The following is a 16,779-nucleotide window of genomic DNA, read 5'->3' on the forward strand; positions in this document are numbered from 1 at the left end:
AACACAAGCAAGAATGGCTAAGGTATTCGCGATAGCGAACCAGAAAGGTGGTGTGGGCAAGACCACCACCTGTATCAACCTCGCAGCATCCCTGGTCGCGACCAAGCGCCGGGTGCTGTTGATCGATCTCGATCCACAGGGCAACGCCACCATGGGTAGCGGTGTGGATAAGCACGGCCTGGAAAACTCCATCTACGACGTCCTGATCGGCGAATGCGATCTGGGCCAGGCCATGCATTTCTCTGAACACGGCGGTTATCAACTGCTGCCCGCCAACCGTGACCTGACGGCGGCGGAAGTGGTGCTGCTGGAAATGCAGATGAAGGAAAGCCGCCTGCGCAGCGCACTGGCGCCGGTCCGCGAGAACTACGACTACATTCTGATCGACTGCCCGCCGTCGCTGTCGATGCTGACCCTCAACGCCTTGGTGGCTGCCGATGGGGTCATTATCCCCATGCAGTGCGAATACTTCGCCCTCGAAGGGCTGAGCGACCTTGTGGATAACATCAAGCGCATTGCCGAGTTGCTCAATCCAGACCTGAAGGTCGAAGGCCTGCTGCGGACGATGTATGACCCGCGCTTGAGCCTGATGAACGACGTATCGGCCCAGCTCAAGGAGCACTTCGGCGAGCAGCTCTACGACACCGTCATTCCGCGCAACATCCGCTTGGCCGAAGCGCCGAGCTACGGCATGCCGGCCCTGGCTTATGACAAACAATCCCGTGGTGCGCTGGCTTACCTGGCCCTGGCGGGCGAGATGGTTCGCCGCCAGCGCCGTCAGCCACGCATCGCTGCAGCCCAGCCAACTTAAGGAAACCCCATGGCCGTCAAGAAACGAGGTCTCGGACGTGGACTGGATGCGCTGCTCAGCGGCCCCACAGTCAGCTCGCTGGAAGAGCAGGCCGTGCAGGCTGACCAGCGCGAATTGCAGCATCTGCCCCTGGACCTGATCCAGCGTGGCAAATACCAGCCGCGCCGGGACATGGACCCGCAGGCACTGGAAGAGCTGGCTCAATCGATCAAGAGCCAGGGCGTGATGCAACCGATCGTGGTCCGGCCGATCGCCAATGGGCGTTTCGAGATCATCGCTGGCGAACGTCGCTGGCGCGCCAGCCAGCAGGCTGGCCAGGAAACCATTCCGGCGATGGTCCGCGATGTTCCGGATGAAACCGCCATCGCCATGGCATTGATCGAAAACATTCAGCGCGAAGACCTCAACCCAATTGAGGAAGCCGTGGCCCTGCAGCGCTTGCAGCAGGAATTCCAACTGACCCAGCAACAAGTCGCCGAAGCAGTGGGTAAATCCCGGGTGACCGTGGCTAACCTGCTTCGGCTGATTGCGTTGCCGGAAGTCATCAAGACCATGCTGTCCCACGGTGACCTGGAGATGGGGCATGCCCGGGCATTGCTCGGTTTGCCGGAAAATCAACAAGTTGAAGGGGCGCGACATGTTGTCGCACGCGGCCTGACAGTGCGCCAAACCGAGGCACTGGTTCGCCAGTGGCTGAGCGGGAAACCGGCCCCTGTCGAAGCGCCAAAGACCGATCCGGATATCGCTCGCCTGGAGCAGCGGTTGGCCGAGCGCCTGGGCTCTGCGGTGCAGATTCGCCATGGAAAGAAGGGCAAAGGTCAGTTGGTGATCGGCTATAACTCTCTCGACGAGTTGCAGGGCGTGCTTGCGCACATTCGCTGAAACAATTGCTCTTGTAGCGCGCAGTCGGAAATCACTACCTGAAGGTTGAATAGGGGCAGAACCGCCCCTATACTCTGCGCGCATTTTGTCGGCACAAATTATGCCAAGTTATTGAATTTCGGCAGCCGACCCTTGGAGAGCAAAAGCGATGGAAACACGCACGCCAAACCGCTTGCCGTTCCATCGTCTGGCAGTTTTCCCGGTATTGATGGCCCAGTTTGTCGTTGTACTGATCGCCGCGTTGGCGCTTTGGCAATGGAAGGGAGTCGTCGCCGGATACTCAGGTCTTTGCGGAGGCCTGATAGCCTTGCTTCCCAATATTTACTTCGCTCACAGGGCATTTCGGTTTTCCGGCGCCCGAGCAGCCCAAGCCATCGTCCGGTCTTTTTATGCCGGCGAGGCAGGGAAACTGATTTTGACGGCAGTGCTGTTTGCACTGACGTTTGCAGGTGTGAAGCCTTTGGCGCCGCTGGCTGTATTCGGCGTGTTCCTATTGACCCAGATGGTCAACTGGTTCGCTCCCCTGTTAATGAGAACAAGACTTTCGAGACCTTAGGGCGTTTGAGGCAACCATGGCAGAGACAACCGCTTCGGGCTATATCCAGCACCACTTGCAGAACCTGACCTTCGGGCAGCTACCCAATGGCGGCTGGGGCTTTGCTCACACCGCAGCAGAAGCCAAGGAAATGGGCTTCTGGGCTTTCCACGTCGATACCCTCGGCTGGTCGGTCGCGTTGGGTCTGATCTTCGTTTTCCTTTTCCGCATGGCGGCAAAGAAAGCGACCTCCGGTCAGCCTGGTGCATTGCAGAACTTCGTTGAAGTATTGGTCGAATTCGTCGATGGCAGCGTGAAAGACAGCTTCCATGGCCGTAGCCCGGTGATTGCGCCGCTGGCACTGACCATCTTCGTCTGGGTGTTCCTGATGAACGCCGTCGACCTGGTACCGGTCGACTGGATTCCTCAGCTGGCCATCCTGATCTCCGGCGATGCGCACATCCCGTTCCGCGCCGTGTCGACCACCGACCCGAACGCGACCCTGGGCATGGCGTTGTCGGTTTTCGCACTGATCATTTTCTATAGCATCAAGGTCAAGGGCATCGGCGGCTTCATCGGCGAACTGACCCTGCACCCGTTCGGCAGCAAGAACGTCCTCGTTCAGGCCCTGCTGATCCCGGTGAACTTCCTCTTGGAATTCGTGACCCTGATCGCCAAGCCAATCTCTCTGGCCCTGCGTCTGTTCGGCAACATGTATGCCGGCGAGCTGGTGTTCATCCTGATCGCTGTGATGTTCGGCAGCGGCCTGCTCTGGCTCAGCGGCCTGGGCGTGGTGCTGCAATGGGCGTGGGCTGTGTTCCACATCCTGATCATCACCTTGCAGGCGTTCATCTTCATGATGCTGACCATCGTCTACCTGTCGATGGCGCACGAAGAAAACCATTAAGGCCAGTCTCGACTAGTCTGATGTCCTTCCCGGTCAAACGGGAAGGGGCCCGAACGGGCTCGATGAAACGATTTGTTTTACCGCTTTAATCTAAAAAACCTAAACCATACGACGTAAAAGTCGGGAGGAAAGATGGAAACTGTAGTTGGTCTAACCGCTATCGCTGTTGCACTGTTGATCGGCCTGGGCGCACTGGGTACCGCAATTGGTTTCGGCCTGTTGGGCGGCAAATTCCTGGAAGGCGCTGCGCGTCAGCCAGAAATGGTTCCAATGCTGCAAGTGAAAATGTTCATCGTTGCCGGTCTGCTCGACGCCGTAACCATGATCGGTGTTGGTATCGCTCTGTTCTTCACCTTTGCGAACCCGTTCGTTGGTCAGATCGCTGGCTGATTACTCGGATCTTCCGGGTAATTTGGTGTGATGGACAACGTAACTGCGAGGTGTTGGCGTGAACATTAATGCGACCCTGATTGGCCAGTCCGTTGCGTTCCTGATTTTTGTACTGTTCTGCATGAAGTTCGTATGGCCACCGGTCATTGCGGCATTGCACGAACGTCAAAAGAAGATCGCTGATGGTCTGGACGCTGCCAGCCGAGCAGCTCGCGACCTGGAGTTGGCCCATGAGAAAGTGGGTCAGCAACTGCGCGAAGCGAAAGCTCAGGCAGCTGAAATCATCGAGCAAGCCAAGAAACGCGGTACCCAGATTGTCGACGAGGCCCGTGAACAGGCTCGCGTCGAAGCTGACCGTGTGAAGGCTCAGGCTCAAGCCGAGATCGAACAGGAACTGAACAGCGTCAAAGACGCCTTGCGTGCCCAAGTGGGTGCCCTGGCTGTTGGCGGTGCTTCGAAGATCCTGGGTGCCACAATCGATCAAAATGCGCACGCAGAGCTGGTAAACAAACTGGCTGCTGAAATCTAAGCGAGGGCGATCATGGCAGAACTGACCACGTTGGCCCGACCTTACGCTAAGGCGGCCTTCGAGCACGCTCAGGCCCACCAGCAACTGGCCAATTGGTCAGCCATGCTCGGCCTGGCAGCAGCGGTGTCGCAAGACGACACCATGCAGCGCGTGCTCAAGGCCCCGCGACTGACGAGCGCAGAAAAGGCCGCCACGTTTATTGACGTGTGCGGCGACAAGTTCGATGCCAAGGCACAGAATTTCATTCACGTCGTTGCCGAAAACGACCGTCTCCCGCTTCTGCCGGAGATCGCCGCTCTTTTCGACCTGTACAAGGCCGAGCAAGAGAAGTCGGTAGACGTGGAAGTGACCAGTGCTTTTGCATTGAACCAAGAACAGCAAGACAAACTCGCCAAGGTTCTCAGTGCACGACTCAACCGGGAAGTGCGCCTGCAAGTCGAGGAAGACAAGTCCCTGATAGGGGGCGTTGTAATCCGCGCCGGCGACCTGGTTATCGATGGCTCGATTCGCGGCAAAATCGCGAAACTTGCCGAAGCATTGAAATCTTGAGTTTGAAGGGGCAGCAGAGCAATGCAGCAACTCAATCCTTCCGAAATAAGTGAAATTATCAAGGGCCGCATCGACAAGCTCGATGTGACCTCCCAAGCCCGTAACGAAGGCACTGTCGTCAGCGTATCTGACGGCATCGTGCGGATTCACGGTCTGGCCGACGTCATGTACGGCGAGATGATCGAGTTTCCGGGCGGCGTCTACGGTATGGCCCTCAACCTGGAGCAAGACTCTGTAGGTGCCGTGGTATTGGGCGCGTACACGTCGCTGGCTGAAGGCATGAGCGCCAAGTGCACCGGCCGCATCCTCGAGGTTCCTGTTGGTAAGGAACTGCTGGGCCGCGTAGTCGACGCACTGGGTAATCCTGTTGACGGCAAAGGTCCGCTGAACAACACCGAGACCGATGCGGTCGAGAAAGTTGCTCCAGGCGTGATCTGGCGTAAGTCGGTAGACCAGCCTGTACAGACTGGCTACAAGGCTGTCGATGCCATGATCCCTGTCGGCCGTGGCCAGCGTGAGCTGATCATCGGTGACCGTCAGATCGGTAAGACCGCTCTGGCGATCGACGCGATCATCAACCAGAAGAACAGCGGCATTTTCTGCGTCTACGTTGCCATCGGTCAGAAGCAATCGACCATCGCCAACGTGGTTCGCAAGCTGGAAGAAAACGGCGCCCTGGCCAACACGATCATCGTGGCGGCCAGTGCTTCGGAATCTCCTGCGCTGCAGTTCCTGGCTCCGTACTCCGGCTGCACCATGGGCGAGTACTTCCGCGACCGCGGTGAAGACGCGCTGATCGTTTATGACGATCTGTCCAAGCAAGCAGTGGCTTACCGCCAGATTTCCCTGCTGCTGCGCCGTCCACCAGGCCGTGAAGCCTACCCAGGCGACGTGTTCTATCTCCACTCCCGCCTGCTGGAGCGCGCATCCCGCGTTTCGGAAGACTACGTAGAGAAGTTCACCAACGGCGCAGTGACTGGCAAGACCGGTTCCCTGACCGCCCTGCCGATCATCGAAACCCAGGCTGGCGACGTTTCCGCGTTCGTTCCGACCAACGTGATTTCCATCACCGACGGTCAGATCTTCCTGGAATCGGCCATGTTCAACTCGGGCATCCGTCCTGCTGTGAACGCCGGTGTTTCGGTATCCCGTGTGGGTGGTGCCGCTCAGACCAAGATCATCAAGAAGCTCTCCGGTGGTATCCGTACCGCTCTGGCTCAGTACCGTGAACTGGCGGCATTCGCCCAGTTCGCTTCTGACCTGGACGAAGCGACCCGTAAGCAACTTGAGCATGGTCAGCGCGTTACCGAGCTGATGAAGCAGAAGCAATACGCTCCTATGTCGATCGCTGACATGGCGTTGTCGCTGTATGCCGCTGAACGTGGGTTCCTGACTGACGTTGAAATCGCCAAGGTCGGCAGCTTTGAACAAGCGCTGATTGCTTACTTCAACCGCGATCACGCCGATTTGATGGCGAAGATCAACGTGAAGGGTGACTTCAATGACGAAATCGACGCTGGCATGAAAGCCGGTATCGAGAAGTTCAAGGCCACCCAAACCTGGTAAGCCGCAGCGGGAGTCGCAAGGCTCCCGCTTGCTAACCTGATAGGTGTTACATGGCAGGCGCAAAAGAGATTCGCAGTAAGATTGCGAGCATCAAAAGCACGCAAAAGATTACCAGCGCCATGGAAAAAGTGGCGGTCAGCAAAATGCGCAAGGCACAAATGCGCATGGCTGCTAGCCGTCCTTACGCGGAGCGCATCCGCCAGGTGATTGGTCATCTGGCCAACGCCAACCCGGAATATCGCCACCCGTTCATGATCGACCGCGCCGTCAAGCGCGTCGGTTACGTCGTGGTGAGCAGTGACCGTGGTCTGTGCGGTGGCTTGAACACCAACCTGTTCAAGGCCCTGGTCAAGGACATGGCGGTAAACCGCGAACAAGGCGTCGAGATTGATCTGTGCGTGATTGGTAGCAAGGGTGCGGCATTCTTCCGCAACTTCGGCGGTAACGTCGTCGCCGCTATCAGCCACCTGGGTGAAGAACCGTCGATCAATGACCTGATCGGCAGCGTCAAGGTGATGCTGGATGCTTACCTGGAAGGCCGGATTGACCGCCTGTCCGTGGTATCCAACAAGTTCATCAACACCATGACGCAGCAGCCAACCGTGGAGCAATTGATCCCACTGGTGGCGACCCCGGAACAGGAACTCAAACACCACTGGGACTACCTCTACGAACCCGATGCCAAGGAGCTGCTTGACGGCTTGATGGTCCGCTACGTGGAGTCGCAGGTGTACCAGGCGGTGGTCGAGAACAACGCAGCTGAACAAGCGGCGCGGATGATCGCGATGAAAAACGCTACCGACAACGCCGGTGATTTGATCAGCGATTTGCAGCTGATCTACAACAAGGCGCGTCAGGCTGCGATCACCCAAGAGATCTCGGAAATCGTCGGCGGCGCTGCCGCGGTTTAACGGTTCAAATATTCAGAGGATCCAGCTATGAGTAGCGGACGTATCGTTCAAATCATCGGCGCCGTTATCGACGTGGAATTCCCACGCGACAGCGTACCGAGCATCTACAACGCGCTGAAAGTACAAGGCGCGGAAACCACCCTGGAAGTTCAGCAGCAGCTGGGCGACGGCGTGGTTCGTACCATTGCGATGGGTTCCACCGAAGGCTTGAAGCGCGGTCTGGACGTTATCGACTCTGGCGCTGCCATCTCCGTACCGGTCGGTAAAGCGACCCTGGGCCGGATCATGGACGTACTGGGCAACCCGATCGACGAAGCTGGTCCGATCGATACCGACGAGCGCTGGGGCATTCACCGTCCTGCGCCATCCTTCGCTGAACAGGCAGGCGGCAACGACCTGCTGGAAACCGGCATCAAGGTTATCGACCTGGTTTGCCCGTTCGCCAAGGGCGGTAAAGTCGGTCTGTTCGGTGGTGCCGGTGTAGGCAAGACCGTAAACATGATGGAACTGATCCGTAACATCGCCATCGAGCACAGCGGTTATTCCGTGTTCGCCGGTGTGGGTGAGCGTACTCGTGAGGGTAACGACTTCTACCACGAGATGAAGGATTCCAACGTTCTGGACAAAGTGGCACTGGTCTACGGCCAGATGAACGAGCCGCCGGGAAACCGTCTGCGCGTAGCCTTGACCGGCCTGACCATGGCCGAGAAGTTCCGTGACGAAGGTAACGACGTTCTGCTGTTCGTCGACAACATCTACCGTTACACCCTGGCCGGTACCGAAGTATCCGCACTGCTGGGCCGTATGCCTTCGGCAGTAGGTTACCAGCCGACCCTGGCTGAAGAGATGGGCGTTCTGCAAGAACGTATCACTTCGACCAAGGAAGGTTCGATCACTTCGATCCAAGCGGTATACGTACCTGCGGATGACTTGACCGACCCGTCGCCAGCGACCACCTTCGCCCACTTGGACGCCACCGTCGTACTGTCCCGTGACATCGCTTCCCTGGGTATCTACCCAGCGGTCGATCCACTCGACTCGACTTCGCGCCAGCTGGACCCGAACGTGATTGGCCAGGAGCACTACGACACCGCTCGCGGCGTCCAGTACGTGCTGCAGCGCTACAAAGAGCTGAAGGACATCATCGCGATCCTGGGTATGGACGAACTGTCGGAAACCGACAAGCAGTTGGTATCCCGCGCTCGTAAGATCCAGCGCTTCTTGTCGCAACCGTTCTTCGTGGCTGAAGTCTTCACCGGTGCCTCGGGTAAATACGTTTCCCTGAAAGACACCATTGCTGGCTTCAAAGGCATCCTCAACGGTGACTACGACCACCTGCCAGAACAAGCGTTCTACATGGTCGGCGGCATCGAAGAAGCGATCGAGAAAGCCAAGAAACTGTAATCCCGGCGCCCGGCAACGGGCGCTAATTTAGGTTGAGGCAATCAGATGGCTATGACAGTCCATTGCGATATCGTCAGTGCGGAAGGGGAAATCTTCTCCGGTCTGGTCGAGATGGTGGTTGCGCATGGTGAGCTGGGCGATCTTGGTATCGCTCTGGGTCACGCACCGCTGATCACTAACCTGAAACCAGGTCCGATCCGCTTGATCAAGCAGGGCGGGGAAGCAGAGGTGTATTACATCTCCGGTGGTTTCCTCGAGGTTCAGCCGAACATGGTCAAGGTCCTTGCCGACACCGTGCAACGTGCTGCCGACCTGGACGAAGCCTCCGCTCAGGAAGCCGTCAAGGCTGCCGAGAAGGCCCTGAACGAAAAAGGCGCAGACTTCGACTACGGTTCTGCTGCTGCACGTCTGGCCGAGGCCGCAGCCCAGCTGCGCACCGTCCAGCAGATCCGCAAGAAGTTCGGCGGCTAACCCGTCTGCTTTCTGTGCGATTGATTAAAAAGGGTAGCCTCGGCTACCCTTTTTTCTTTTCCCGACTCTCATCATCTGGTCGCAGCCGCTGACCACCCAGGATTGGTAGCCAGTCATGTCTCTCGAAATCGTTATTCTCGCGGCCGGTCAAGGCACTCGCATGCGCTCGGCGCTACCCAAGGTGCTGCATCCGGTAGCCGGCAACTCCATGCTCGGCCATGTTATCCACAGCGCGCGACAACTTGATCCACAGCGCATTCACGTGGTGATCGGCCACGGTGCCGATGCGGTACGTGAACGCCTGGCGGCGGATGACCTGAATTTCGTGCTGCAAGACAAGCAACTCGGTACCGGTCATGCGGTGGCCCAGGCCGTACCGTTCATTACCGCCGATACCGTGCTGATTCTCTATGGCGATGTGCCGCTGATCGAAGTCGATACGTTGCAGCGCCTGCTCAAGCACGTTGCACCTCAGCAGCTTGGCCTGCTGACAGTCGAGCTGGATGACCCGACCGGCTACGGCCGTATCGTGCGCAACGGCGCCGGCCAGGTGACCGCTATCGTTGAGCAGAAGGACGCCAACGAGTCCCAGCGCGCGATTACCGAGGGCAACACCGGAATTCTTGCCGTGCCGGCCGAGCGCTTGGGCGACTGGATGAGTCGTCTGTCGAACAACAATGCCCAGGGCGAGTACTACTTGACCGATGTCATTGCCATGGCGGTGGCGGACGGGTTGGTCGTGGCCACCGAGCAACCGTTGGATGCCATGGAAGTGCAGGGCGCCAATGATCGCCGACAATTAGCCGAGCTGGAGCGCCATTATCAGTTGCGTGCCGCCCGCCGCCTGATGGCCCAAGGCGTGACGTTGCGCGACCCGGCTCGTTTCGATGTTCGTGGTGAAGTCAGCGTGGGACGCGACGTGATCATCGACATCAATGTCATCCTTGAAGGCAAGGTTGTCATCGAAGACGACGTGGTCATCGGTCCGAACTGCGTGATCAAGGACAGCACCCTGCGCAAAGGCGTGGTGATCAAGGCCAACAGTCATCTCGACGGCGCAGTCATGGGCGAGGGCAGCGACGCGGGGCCGTTTGCCCGCCTGCGTCCTGGCACTGTGCTGGAAGCCCGTGCCCATGTGGGTAACTTTGTCGAGCTGAAGAATGCCCACATGGGCGAGGGCGCCAAGGCGGGTCACCTGACTTATCTGGGCGACGCTGAGATCGGCGCGCGGACCAACATTGGCGCCGGCACCATTACCTGTAACTACGATGGCGCCAATAAGTACCGCACGACCATTGGAGAAGACGTATTTATCGGCTCCAACAATTCCTTGGTAGCTCCCGTGACGATAGGCGACGGGTCAAACACGGCTGCGGGTTCGACCATCAATCAGGATGTGGATAAGTCCCAACTGGCAGTGGGTCGAGCACGCCAGCGCAACATCGATGGCTGGAAGCGTCCGGAAAAGATCAAGAAGCCGTAAAGTTATCCACAGCCCGTATGAGAGCGAGTAAGCCGCTCCCATACGGGCCCAATAATTTCTGAATTTTTCTCCTCACGGCTTGACGGTATCCCTTCAATAGGTTTTGATTGCTTACGTTATCTTTCGAATCGAAACTTAAGCCGATATGTCAAAGCGCAACACACCACAGCGCCGTCACAACATCCTCGCCTTGCTTCAAGAGCAAGGCGAAGTCAGTGTGGACGAACTGGCCAAGCACTTCGAAACCTCCGAAGTTACGATTCGCAAGGATCTTGCCGCGTTGGAAACCAACGGTCTGCTGTTGCGCCGTTACGGTGGCGCGGTGCCGATGCCGCAGGAACTGGTGGCCGATAACGGCCAAACCGTCTCCAAATACAAACAAGCCATCGCCCGGGCTGCTGTGAAGCGGATCCGCGAGCACGCGCGCATCATTATCGACAGCGGCAGCACCACGGCGGCCATGATTCCCGCACTTGGCCTACAGCCGGGCTTGGTGGTGATGACCAATTCCCTGCACGTCGCCAATGCCTTGAGCGAGCTGGAGCATGAGCCGGTGCTGTTGATGACTGGCGGAACCTGGGACCCTCATTCCGAATCGTTCCAAGGCCAAGTCGCCGAGCAGGTGCTGCGCTCCTATGACTTCGATCAGTTGTTCATCGGTGCCGACGGCATCGATCTGGTGCGTGGCACTACCACTTTCAACGAACTGCTGGGCCTGAGCCGTGTGATGGCTGAGGTAGCCCGCGAAGTGATCGTGATGGTGGAGGCCGACAAGATCGGCCGCAAGATCCCCAATCTGGAGCTGCCGTGGAGCAGCGTCCATACCCTCATTACCGATGATCGCCTGCCCGTGGAGGCACGCGATCAGATTCAGGCCCGCGGCATCAATTTGATTTGCGCGCCTGTCAGCCAGGAGAAATAGCATGTGTGGAATTGTCGGCGCCGTTGCTGAACGCAACATCACTGCAATCTTGCTTGAAGGCCTCAAGCGTCTCGAGTATCGCGGCTATGACAGCGCGGGCGTGGCGGTCTTCACCAACGATGAGACGCTTGAGCGGATGCGTCGTCCGGGCAAGGTCAGTGAATTGGAACGGGCGCTGGAAGCGCAACCCCTGGTCGGTCGCCTGGGCATTGCCCATACCCGTTGGGCCACTCACGGCGCTCCATGTGAGCGTAACGCTCACCCGCATTTCTCCAACGACCTGGCAGTGGTGCACAACGGCATCATCGAAAACTATGAAGCCTTGCGTGAACAGCTCAAGGCGCTTGGCTATGTGTTCACGTCTGATACCGACACTGAAGTCATTGCCCATTTGCTCAACCATAAGCTCAAGGATCTGGTTGACCTGACCGTGGCGCTCAAGGCGACGGTCAAGGAGCTGCATGGCGCTTACGGTCTGGCGGTGATCAGCGCAAAACAACCGGATCGCCTGGTCGCGGCCCGCAGTGGCAGTCCGCTGGTGATCGGCCTGGGCCTGGGGGAAAATTTCCTGGCGTCCGATCAGCTGGCGCTGCGCCAGGTCACTGACCGCTTCATGTACCTGGAAGAAGGCGATATCGCCGAAATCCGCCGCGACAGCGTGCAGATCTGGGACCTCAATGGCAAAGAAGTCGAGCGCGAGACGGTCCAGTACCGCGACGGCGCCGAAGCCGCCGACAAAGGCGAGTTTCGCCATTACATGCTCAAGGAAATTCACGAGCAGCCTGCCGTTGTCCAGCGCACCCTGGAAGGCCGCATGAGCCAGAGCCAAGTACTGGTCCAGGCATTCGGTCCCCAGGCGGCCGAGTTGTTCGCCAAGGTGCGCAACGTGCAGATCGTCGCCTGCGGCACCAGTTATCACGCCGGTATGGTCGCCCGCTACTGGCTCGAAGAACTGGCCGGTATTCCGTGCCAGGTCGAAGTGGCCAGCGAGTTCCGCTATCGCAAAGTCGTGGTGCAACCCGACTCGCTGTTCGTCACCATTTCCCAATCCGGCGAAACGGCCGACACCCTGGCCGCCTTGCGCAACGCCAAGGAACTGGGTTTCCTCGCCAGCCTGGCGATCTGCAACGTGGGTATCAGTTCGCTGGTGCGTGAATCCGACTTGACCCTGCTGACCCAGGCCGGCCGTGAGATCGGCGTGGCGTCGACCAAGGCGTTCACCACGCAACTGGTGGGCCTGCTGTTGTTGACCCTGTCCCTGGGCCAGGTCCGCGGCACGTTGGGCGAGGGCGTCGAGGCCAAGCTGGTGGAAGAACTGCGTCGCCTGCCGGCCCGCCTGGGCGAAGCCTTGGCCATGGACAGCATCGTGGAAAAAATCGCCGAGCTGTTCGCCGAGAAAAACCACACCCTGTTCCTGGGCCGAGGCGCGCAATTCCCGGTGGCGATGGAAGGCGCGCTGAAGCTCAAGGAGATTTCCTATATTCACGCCGAAGCCTATCCGGCCGGTGAGCTCAAGCACGGCCCTCTGGCGCTTGTGGATAACGACATGCCGGTCGTCACCGTGGCGCCGAACAACGAGCTGCTGGAAAAGCTCAAGTCCAACCTGCAGGAAGTCCGCGCCCGTGGCGGGCAGTTGATTGTCTTTGCCGACGAGAAGGCCGGCATGACCAACGGCGAAGGCACCCACGTGGTGCACATGCCGCACATCCACGACATCCTCTCGCCGATCCTCTACACCATCCCGTTGCAGCTGCTGTCGTACTACGTCGCGGTGCTTAAGGGTACCGATGTGGACCAGCCGCGTAATTTGGCGAAATCGGTAACGGTTGAGTGAGATAAAGCATGGGCCAACGGATCTGGCCTCTAGCGTCAAGCCAAAGCCCTCGTAAAAATCCAACCCCCTGAATTCAAGGGGGTTTTTTTATGCATGTCGTAAAAGGATTTGCCAGTTCAGGCCGGTACCAAGGTTCAAGTCCTAACTCGTCGCTAGCCCGGTTCGTCGTATTCATGGCGAGCGCCTGAACAACTGCGTTGACAACGTGGCATAGAGGTGATGATATCCAGTCATACGACAACGTATGACATCAGAATAATAAAAACGAAAGGCGCAGCCATGTTTTCCACATTTGCGGCCCAGCGATTTAGCAGTCCACCGGTCCCGCGCGTTAACGCAGTGCTCCAGCTACTTTCCTCATTTCTCGGAAAGCCCCTTTCGGGCTGGCAAGCACATTCGAATTTCCCTATTTCAACACCCAAAGCATCCTTGCCTGTCCCGACAGGCGTGGCGTTCGGGCGTGTCCGTTTCTTGCTCAGCTTCTAACCCACAATGAATGGCAGTACCTGGAGAACAATAATGAAGAAAACACTCTGCGCTTCTTTGATCGCCTCTTTTCTTAGCCTGACCGCCGGTACGGCCATGGCCGCGGATGCCAGTGACTGGCCAAGTCGTCCGGTGCAGGTGGTGGTGATTGCCAACGCCGGGGGGGACACCGATTTCAACGCACGAATGATGGCCAAGTACTTCACCAAGCTCACCGGTAAAACCATGGTGGTAACCAATATGGCCGGTGGGGGCGGCACTATCGCGGCCGATGCGGTCAAGAGCGCAGCGCCAGATGGCAACACCATTCTGTTTACTCACACCGGCCAGTTGATCGTCAACGAGGTTGCGGGGCTGTCGGAAGACCGCTTCGATGCGTTTGATATCTCTTGCATCGCCGGCGTCGACAAAGGCGCGGTGTTCGTCTCGGCGAAAAGCTCGGGCATCGACAGCCTTGACCAATTGATCGAGAAGGCCAAGGCCAAGCCCGGCACCATCACCTATGGCACCGAGATGGGCAACTTCTCTCACCTGCAGGGCCTGATGTTCGAGAAGCTCGCCGGCGTGAAACTGAAAATGGTCGACAGCGGCACCGTCTCGGAAAAAATCGTTGCCTTGTTGGGCAAGCGCATCGACCTCGGCGCCATCAGCTATGGCTCGGTCCAGGATTACATCTCCAGCGGCAAGATGACCGCGCTGGGCCAACCCAACGCCGAGCGCAACGCGCTGCTGGGCGACGTCAAGACCTTCAAGGAACAGGGCGTGGACCTGATTCTGGACAAGCCTTACGTCGTGGCTTTCCCGAAAGGCACCGACCCGGCCATCATCAAGAAAATGGCCGACACCATGAAGAAAATCACTGAACAACCGGAATACGCCGAGGAGTTGAAAAAGTCGTTCAAGCAGCCGGTCAGCTTCCAGGGCACCGAAGAAGCCGTCGCTACCTTGAGTAAAACCCGCGATAGCTTCATGGAGTTCAAGGACGAAATGCGTAAAGGCAAGTAAGTTTGCGTAACGGGGTCGGGTGTGCGCGGCGTTGGCAGCAAGCACCTGACGCCAGTCCTTTCCAGTAAGAGGAGCCTGTATGGATTCCTATAAAAGAAACGAGCTGATAGCCGGCCTGGCTATGTTCGCCGCCGGCATCGCTTATCTGGTGTTGACCATGAACCTGCCGCGTCGCGGGACGGTCGATGCCGCGTTTGTACCTTGGATACTTGCCGTCTCGTTGTGCCTGTTGGGTGCGTTGCAGTTGTGGGCGTGGCGAAAGCTGCCGAACAAAAGTGCCGAACCTGCGGAAAAGGCCGAGGCGATTGATTACCCAACCGTCTTCAAATCCCTGGCGTTGGTGCTGGTTTTTACCGCGCTGCTGGAGCCTGTGGGTTTCGTGATCATGACCGTGCTTTATCTCTACGCCCAGTTCATTGTGCTGACCCCGGCGGAACAAAAGGTCAAACATCTTCAATACGCGTTGATAGCGGTCGTTTCGGCAGTCCTGATTTTTTACATTTTTCGCCATGGCTTCGACTTGCTCCTGCCTGTCGGTTTATTGGATTTCTAGGAGACGGCCATGATTGAACTCATGCAAACAGGCTTCGCGGCCGTACTTACACCCTACGTATTTCTGCTGATCACCCTCGGCGTGGCGGTGGGGATCGTTTTTGGTGCGGTGCCCGGGCTTTCGGCCACCATGGCGATCGCATTGTGCTTGCCACTGACTTATTCGATGGGCCCAGGTCCTGGCCTGGCGCTGCTGGTCGCGCTGTTCGTCGGCGCCACCTCGGGAGGGTTGATATCGGCGATATTGCTCAACATACCGGGGACGCCGGCCTCCATCGCCACGACGTTCGATGGTTGGCCGCTGATGAAACAAGGCCATGGCGTCAAGGCCCTGGGGATTGGCGTGGTGTTCTCGTTCCTGGGCACGATTTTCAGTATCGCCGCGCTGATGTTCATCGCTCCGATCCTGGCGGATCTGGCGCTGAGCTTTGGCCCGCACGAATACTTTTCCATCGCGATATTCTCGTTGACGTTGATCGCCACGCTGTCCACCGGTTCGCTAGTCAAAGGCTTGTTTGCCGGCGCCCTGGGCTTTGCTTTCTCCACCGTGGGGATCGCCCCGGTCGAGGCCATCCGCCGTTTCACGTTTGACCTGCCGAGCCTCAATGGCGGCTTCGCCATGCTCACCGTCATGATCGGTATGTTTGCGGTCTCCGAGGTGCTGAAGTTCGCTGAAAGCGCGCGCCTGAGCCACCGGGCCAAACCCCAGCACGTCAGCATGAAAGGCGTGAAAGGTTTCGGCTTTTCGATGAAGGAGTTTGTCGGCCAACTGCCCAACGCCACTCGCTCATCGCTGATCGGTCTGGGTATCGGCATCTTGCCCGGCATCGGTGCCGGTACCTCGAATATCGTCTCTTACATCGTGGCCAAGAAACGCTCCAAGACGCCTGAAGAGTTTGGCAAGGGCAAGATCGACGGCGTGGTCGCCAGCGAGACGGCCAACAATGCCGGCATCGGCGGCGCGATGATCCCATTGCTGACGCTGGGCATTCCTGGCGATACCACCACAGCCGTGATGCTCGGTGGTTTCATGATCCATGGCATCCAGCCCGGGCCCCTGCTGTTCATCAGCCAGGCACCGCTGGTCTACACGATTTTCGCCGCGCTGATCCTCGCTTCCGTGCTGATGCTGGTGCTCGAGTTCTACGGCCTGCGCATGTTCATCAAACTGCTGGCGGTGCCCAAGCACATTCTGTTGCCGATTATCCTGGTGCTCTGCGTGGTCGGCGCTTTTGGCCTGAACAGCCGGATCTTCGACGTCTGGGCGGTGTTGCTGTTTGGCTTGCTTGGGTACGGATTCGTCAAGGCAGGTTTGCCGATTGCTCCGTTCATCATCGGTTTCATCCTCGGCCCGATGGCTGAGACCAACTTGCGCCGTGGCTTGATGCTGTCCGATGGCAACTTCAGTGGTTTCCTGACCAACCCCATCTCCGCGGGCTTCCTCATCCTGGCTGCCGCCTCCATCTCCTGGCATTTGGTGACGGTCATTCGCAACAGGAAAAGCGCTGCCATCGAATTGATGCGCAGCTAGTCCCCTTCATT

Annotated in this window: 17 protein-coding genes; all 17 read left to right on the plus strand. The window is 58.2% G+C overall.

What is annotated here, in order from left to right:
• Positions 1-13: 13 nt before the first annotated feature.
• The 17 genes from HU742_RS24640 to HU742_RS24720 all read left to right on the plus strand — a co-directional run bounded on the left by HU742_RS24640 (position 14) and on the right by HU742_RS24720 (position 16,768).
• Positions 14-811, plus strand: a complete 798-nt coding sequence (locus tag HU742_RS24640; RefSeq protein WP_186633322.1) for a ParA family protein — start codon at positions 14-16, stop codon at positions 809-811.
• A 9-nt stretch (positions 812-820) separates the two neighbouring features.
• Positions 821-1,693 (plus strand): ParB/RepB/Spo0J family partition protein, encoded by an 873-nt coding sequence (locus HU742_RS24645; protein ID WP_003187197.1) that lies wholly within the window; start codon positions 821-823, stop codon positions 1,691-1,693.
• Between the two features lie 148 nt (positions 1,694-1,841).
• Complete coding sequence (locus HU742_RS24650) at positions 1,842-2,249, plus strand: F0F1 ATP synthase subunit I (RefSeq protein WP_186611296.1); 408 nt, start codon at positions 1,842-1,844, stop codon at positions 2,247-2,249.
• A 16-nt stretch (positions 2,250-2,265) separates the two neighbouring features.
• A complete protein-coding gene (gene atpB, locus HU742_RS24655) occupies positions 2,266-3,135 on the plus strand; it encodes a F0F1 ATP synthase subunit A (RefSeq protein WP_186633319.1) in 870 nt (289 codons plus the stop codon).
• 132 nt (positions 3,136-3,267) lie between these two features.
• Positions 3,268-3,525 carry a F0F1 ATP synthase subunit C gene (gene atpE, locus HU742_RS24660; protein WP_003097235.1) on the plus strand — a complete coding sequence of 86 codons (258 nt, stop codon included), beginning with the start codon at positions 3,268-3,270 and terminating at the stop codon, positions 3,523-3,525.
• Positions 3,526-3,583: 58 nt separating this feature from the next.
• Positions 3,584-4,054, plus strand: coding sequence for a F0F1 ATP synthase subunit B (locus HU742_RS24665; protein ID WP_047230097.1), 471 nt, complete (start codon positions 3,584-3,586; stop codon positions 4,052-4,054).
• Between the two features lie 12 nt (positions 4,055-4,066).
• Positions 4,067-4,603 (plus strand): F0F1 ATP synthase subunit delta, encoded by a 537-nt coding sequence (locus HU742_RS24670; protein WP_003187192.1) that lies wholly within the window; start codon positions 4,067-4,069, stop codon positions 4,601-4,603.
• Positions 4,604-4,624: 21 nt separating this feature from the next.
• Positions 4,625-6,169: a F0F1 ATP synthase subunit alpha gene (atpA, locus tag HU742_RS24675; protein ID WP_186611298.1), complete on the plus strand. Its 1,545-nt coding sequence runs from the start codon at positions 4,625-4,627 to the stop codon at positions 6,167-6,169.
• Positions 6,170-6,219: 50 nt separating this feature from the next.
• Positions 6,220-7,080, plus strand: coding sequence for a F0F1 ATP synthase subunit gamma (gene atpG, locus HU742_RS24680; protein ID WP_186611299.1), 861 nt, complete (start codon positions 6,220-6,222; stop codon positions 7,078-7,080).
• A gap of 27 nt (positions 7,081-7,107) precedes the next feature.
• A complete protein-coding gene (gene atpD, locus HU742_RS24685; protein WP_186611300.1) occupies positions 7,108-8,484 on the plus strand; it encodes a F0F1 ATP synthase subunit beta in 1,377 nt (458 codons plus the stop codon).
• A 45-nt stretch (positions 8,485-8,529) separates the two neighbouring features.
• Positions 8,530-8,955 (plus strand): F0F1 ATP synthase subunit epsilon, encoded by a 426-nt coding sequence (locus HU742_RS24690; protein WP_186611301.1) that lies wholly within the window; start codon positions 8,530-8,532, stop codon positions 8,953-8,955.
• A gap of 115 nt (positions 8,956-9,070) precedes the next feature.
• A complete protein-coding gene (gene glmU / locus HU742_RS24695; RefSeq protein WP_186644945.1) occupies positions 9,071-10,438 on the plus strand; it encodes a bifunctional UDP-N-acetylglucosamine diphosphorylase/glucosamine-1-phosphate N-acetyltransferase GlmU in 1,368 nt (455 codons plus the stop codon).
• Between the two features lie 145 nt (positions 10,439-10,583).
• A complete protein-coding gene (locus HU742_RS24700) occupies positions 10,584-11,360 on the plus strand; it encodes a DeoR/GlpR family DNA-binding transcription regulator (protein WP_186633313.1) in 777 nt (258 codons plus the stop codon).
• 1 nt (position 11,361) lies between these two features.
• A complete protein-coding gene (gene glmS, locus HU742_RS24705; protein ID WP_186633310.1) occupies positions 11,362-13,194 on the plus strand; it encodes a glutamine--fructose-6-phosphate transaminase (isomerizing) in 1,833 nt (610 codons plus the stop codon).
• Between the two features lie 519 nt (positions 13,195-13,713).
• Positions 13,714-14,685 (plus strand): tripartite tricarboxylate transporter substrate binding protein, encoded by a 972-nt coding sequence (locus HU742_RS24710; protein ID WP_186644943.1) that lies wholly within the window; start codon positions 13,714-13,716, stop codon positions 14,683-14,685.
• Positions 14,686-14,764: 79 nt separating this feature from the next.
• Positions 14,765-15,238 carry a tripartite tricarboxylate transporter TctB family protein gene (locus HU742_RS24715; protein WP_186644941.1) on the plus strand — a complete coding sequence of 158 codons (474 nt, stop codon included), beginning with the start codon at positions 14,765-14,767 and terminating at the stop codon, positions 15,236-15,238.
• Between the two features lie 9 nt (positions 15,239-15,247).
• Entirely contained in the window at positions 15,248-16,768 is a 1,521-nt protein-coding gene (locus tag HU742_RS24720) for a tripartite tricarboxylate transporter permease (protein WP_186644939.1), read from the plus strand.
• Positions 16,769-16,779 lie beyond the last annotated feature (11 nt).

It is taken from the genome of Pseudomonas marvdashtae, assembly GCF_014268655.2.
Taxonomy (GTDB): domain Bacteria; phylum Pseudomonadota; class Gammaproteobacteria; order Pseudomonadales; family Pseudomonadaceae; genus Aquipseudomonas; species Aquipseudomonas marvdashtae.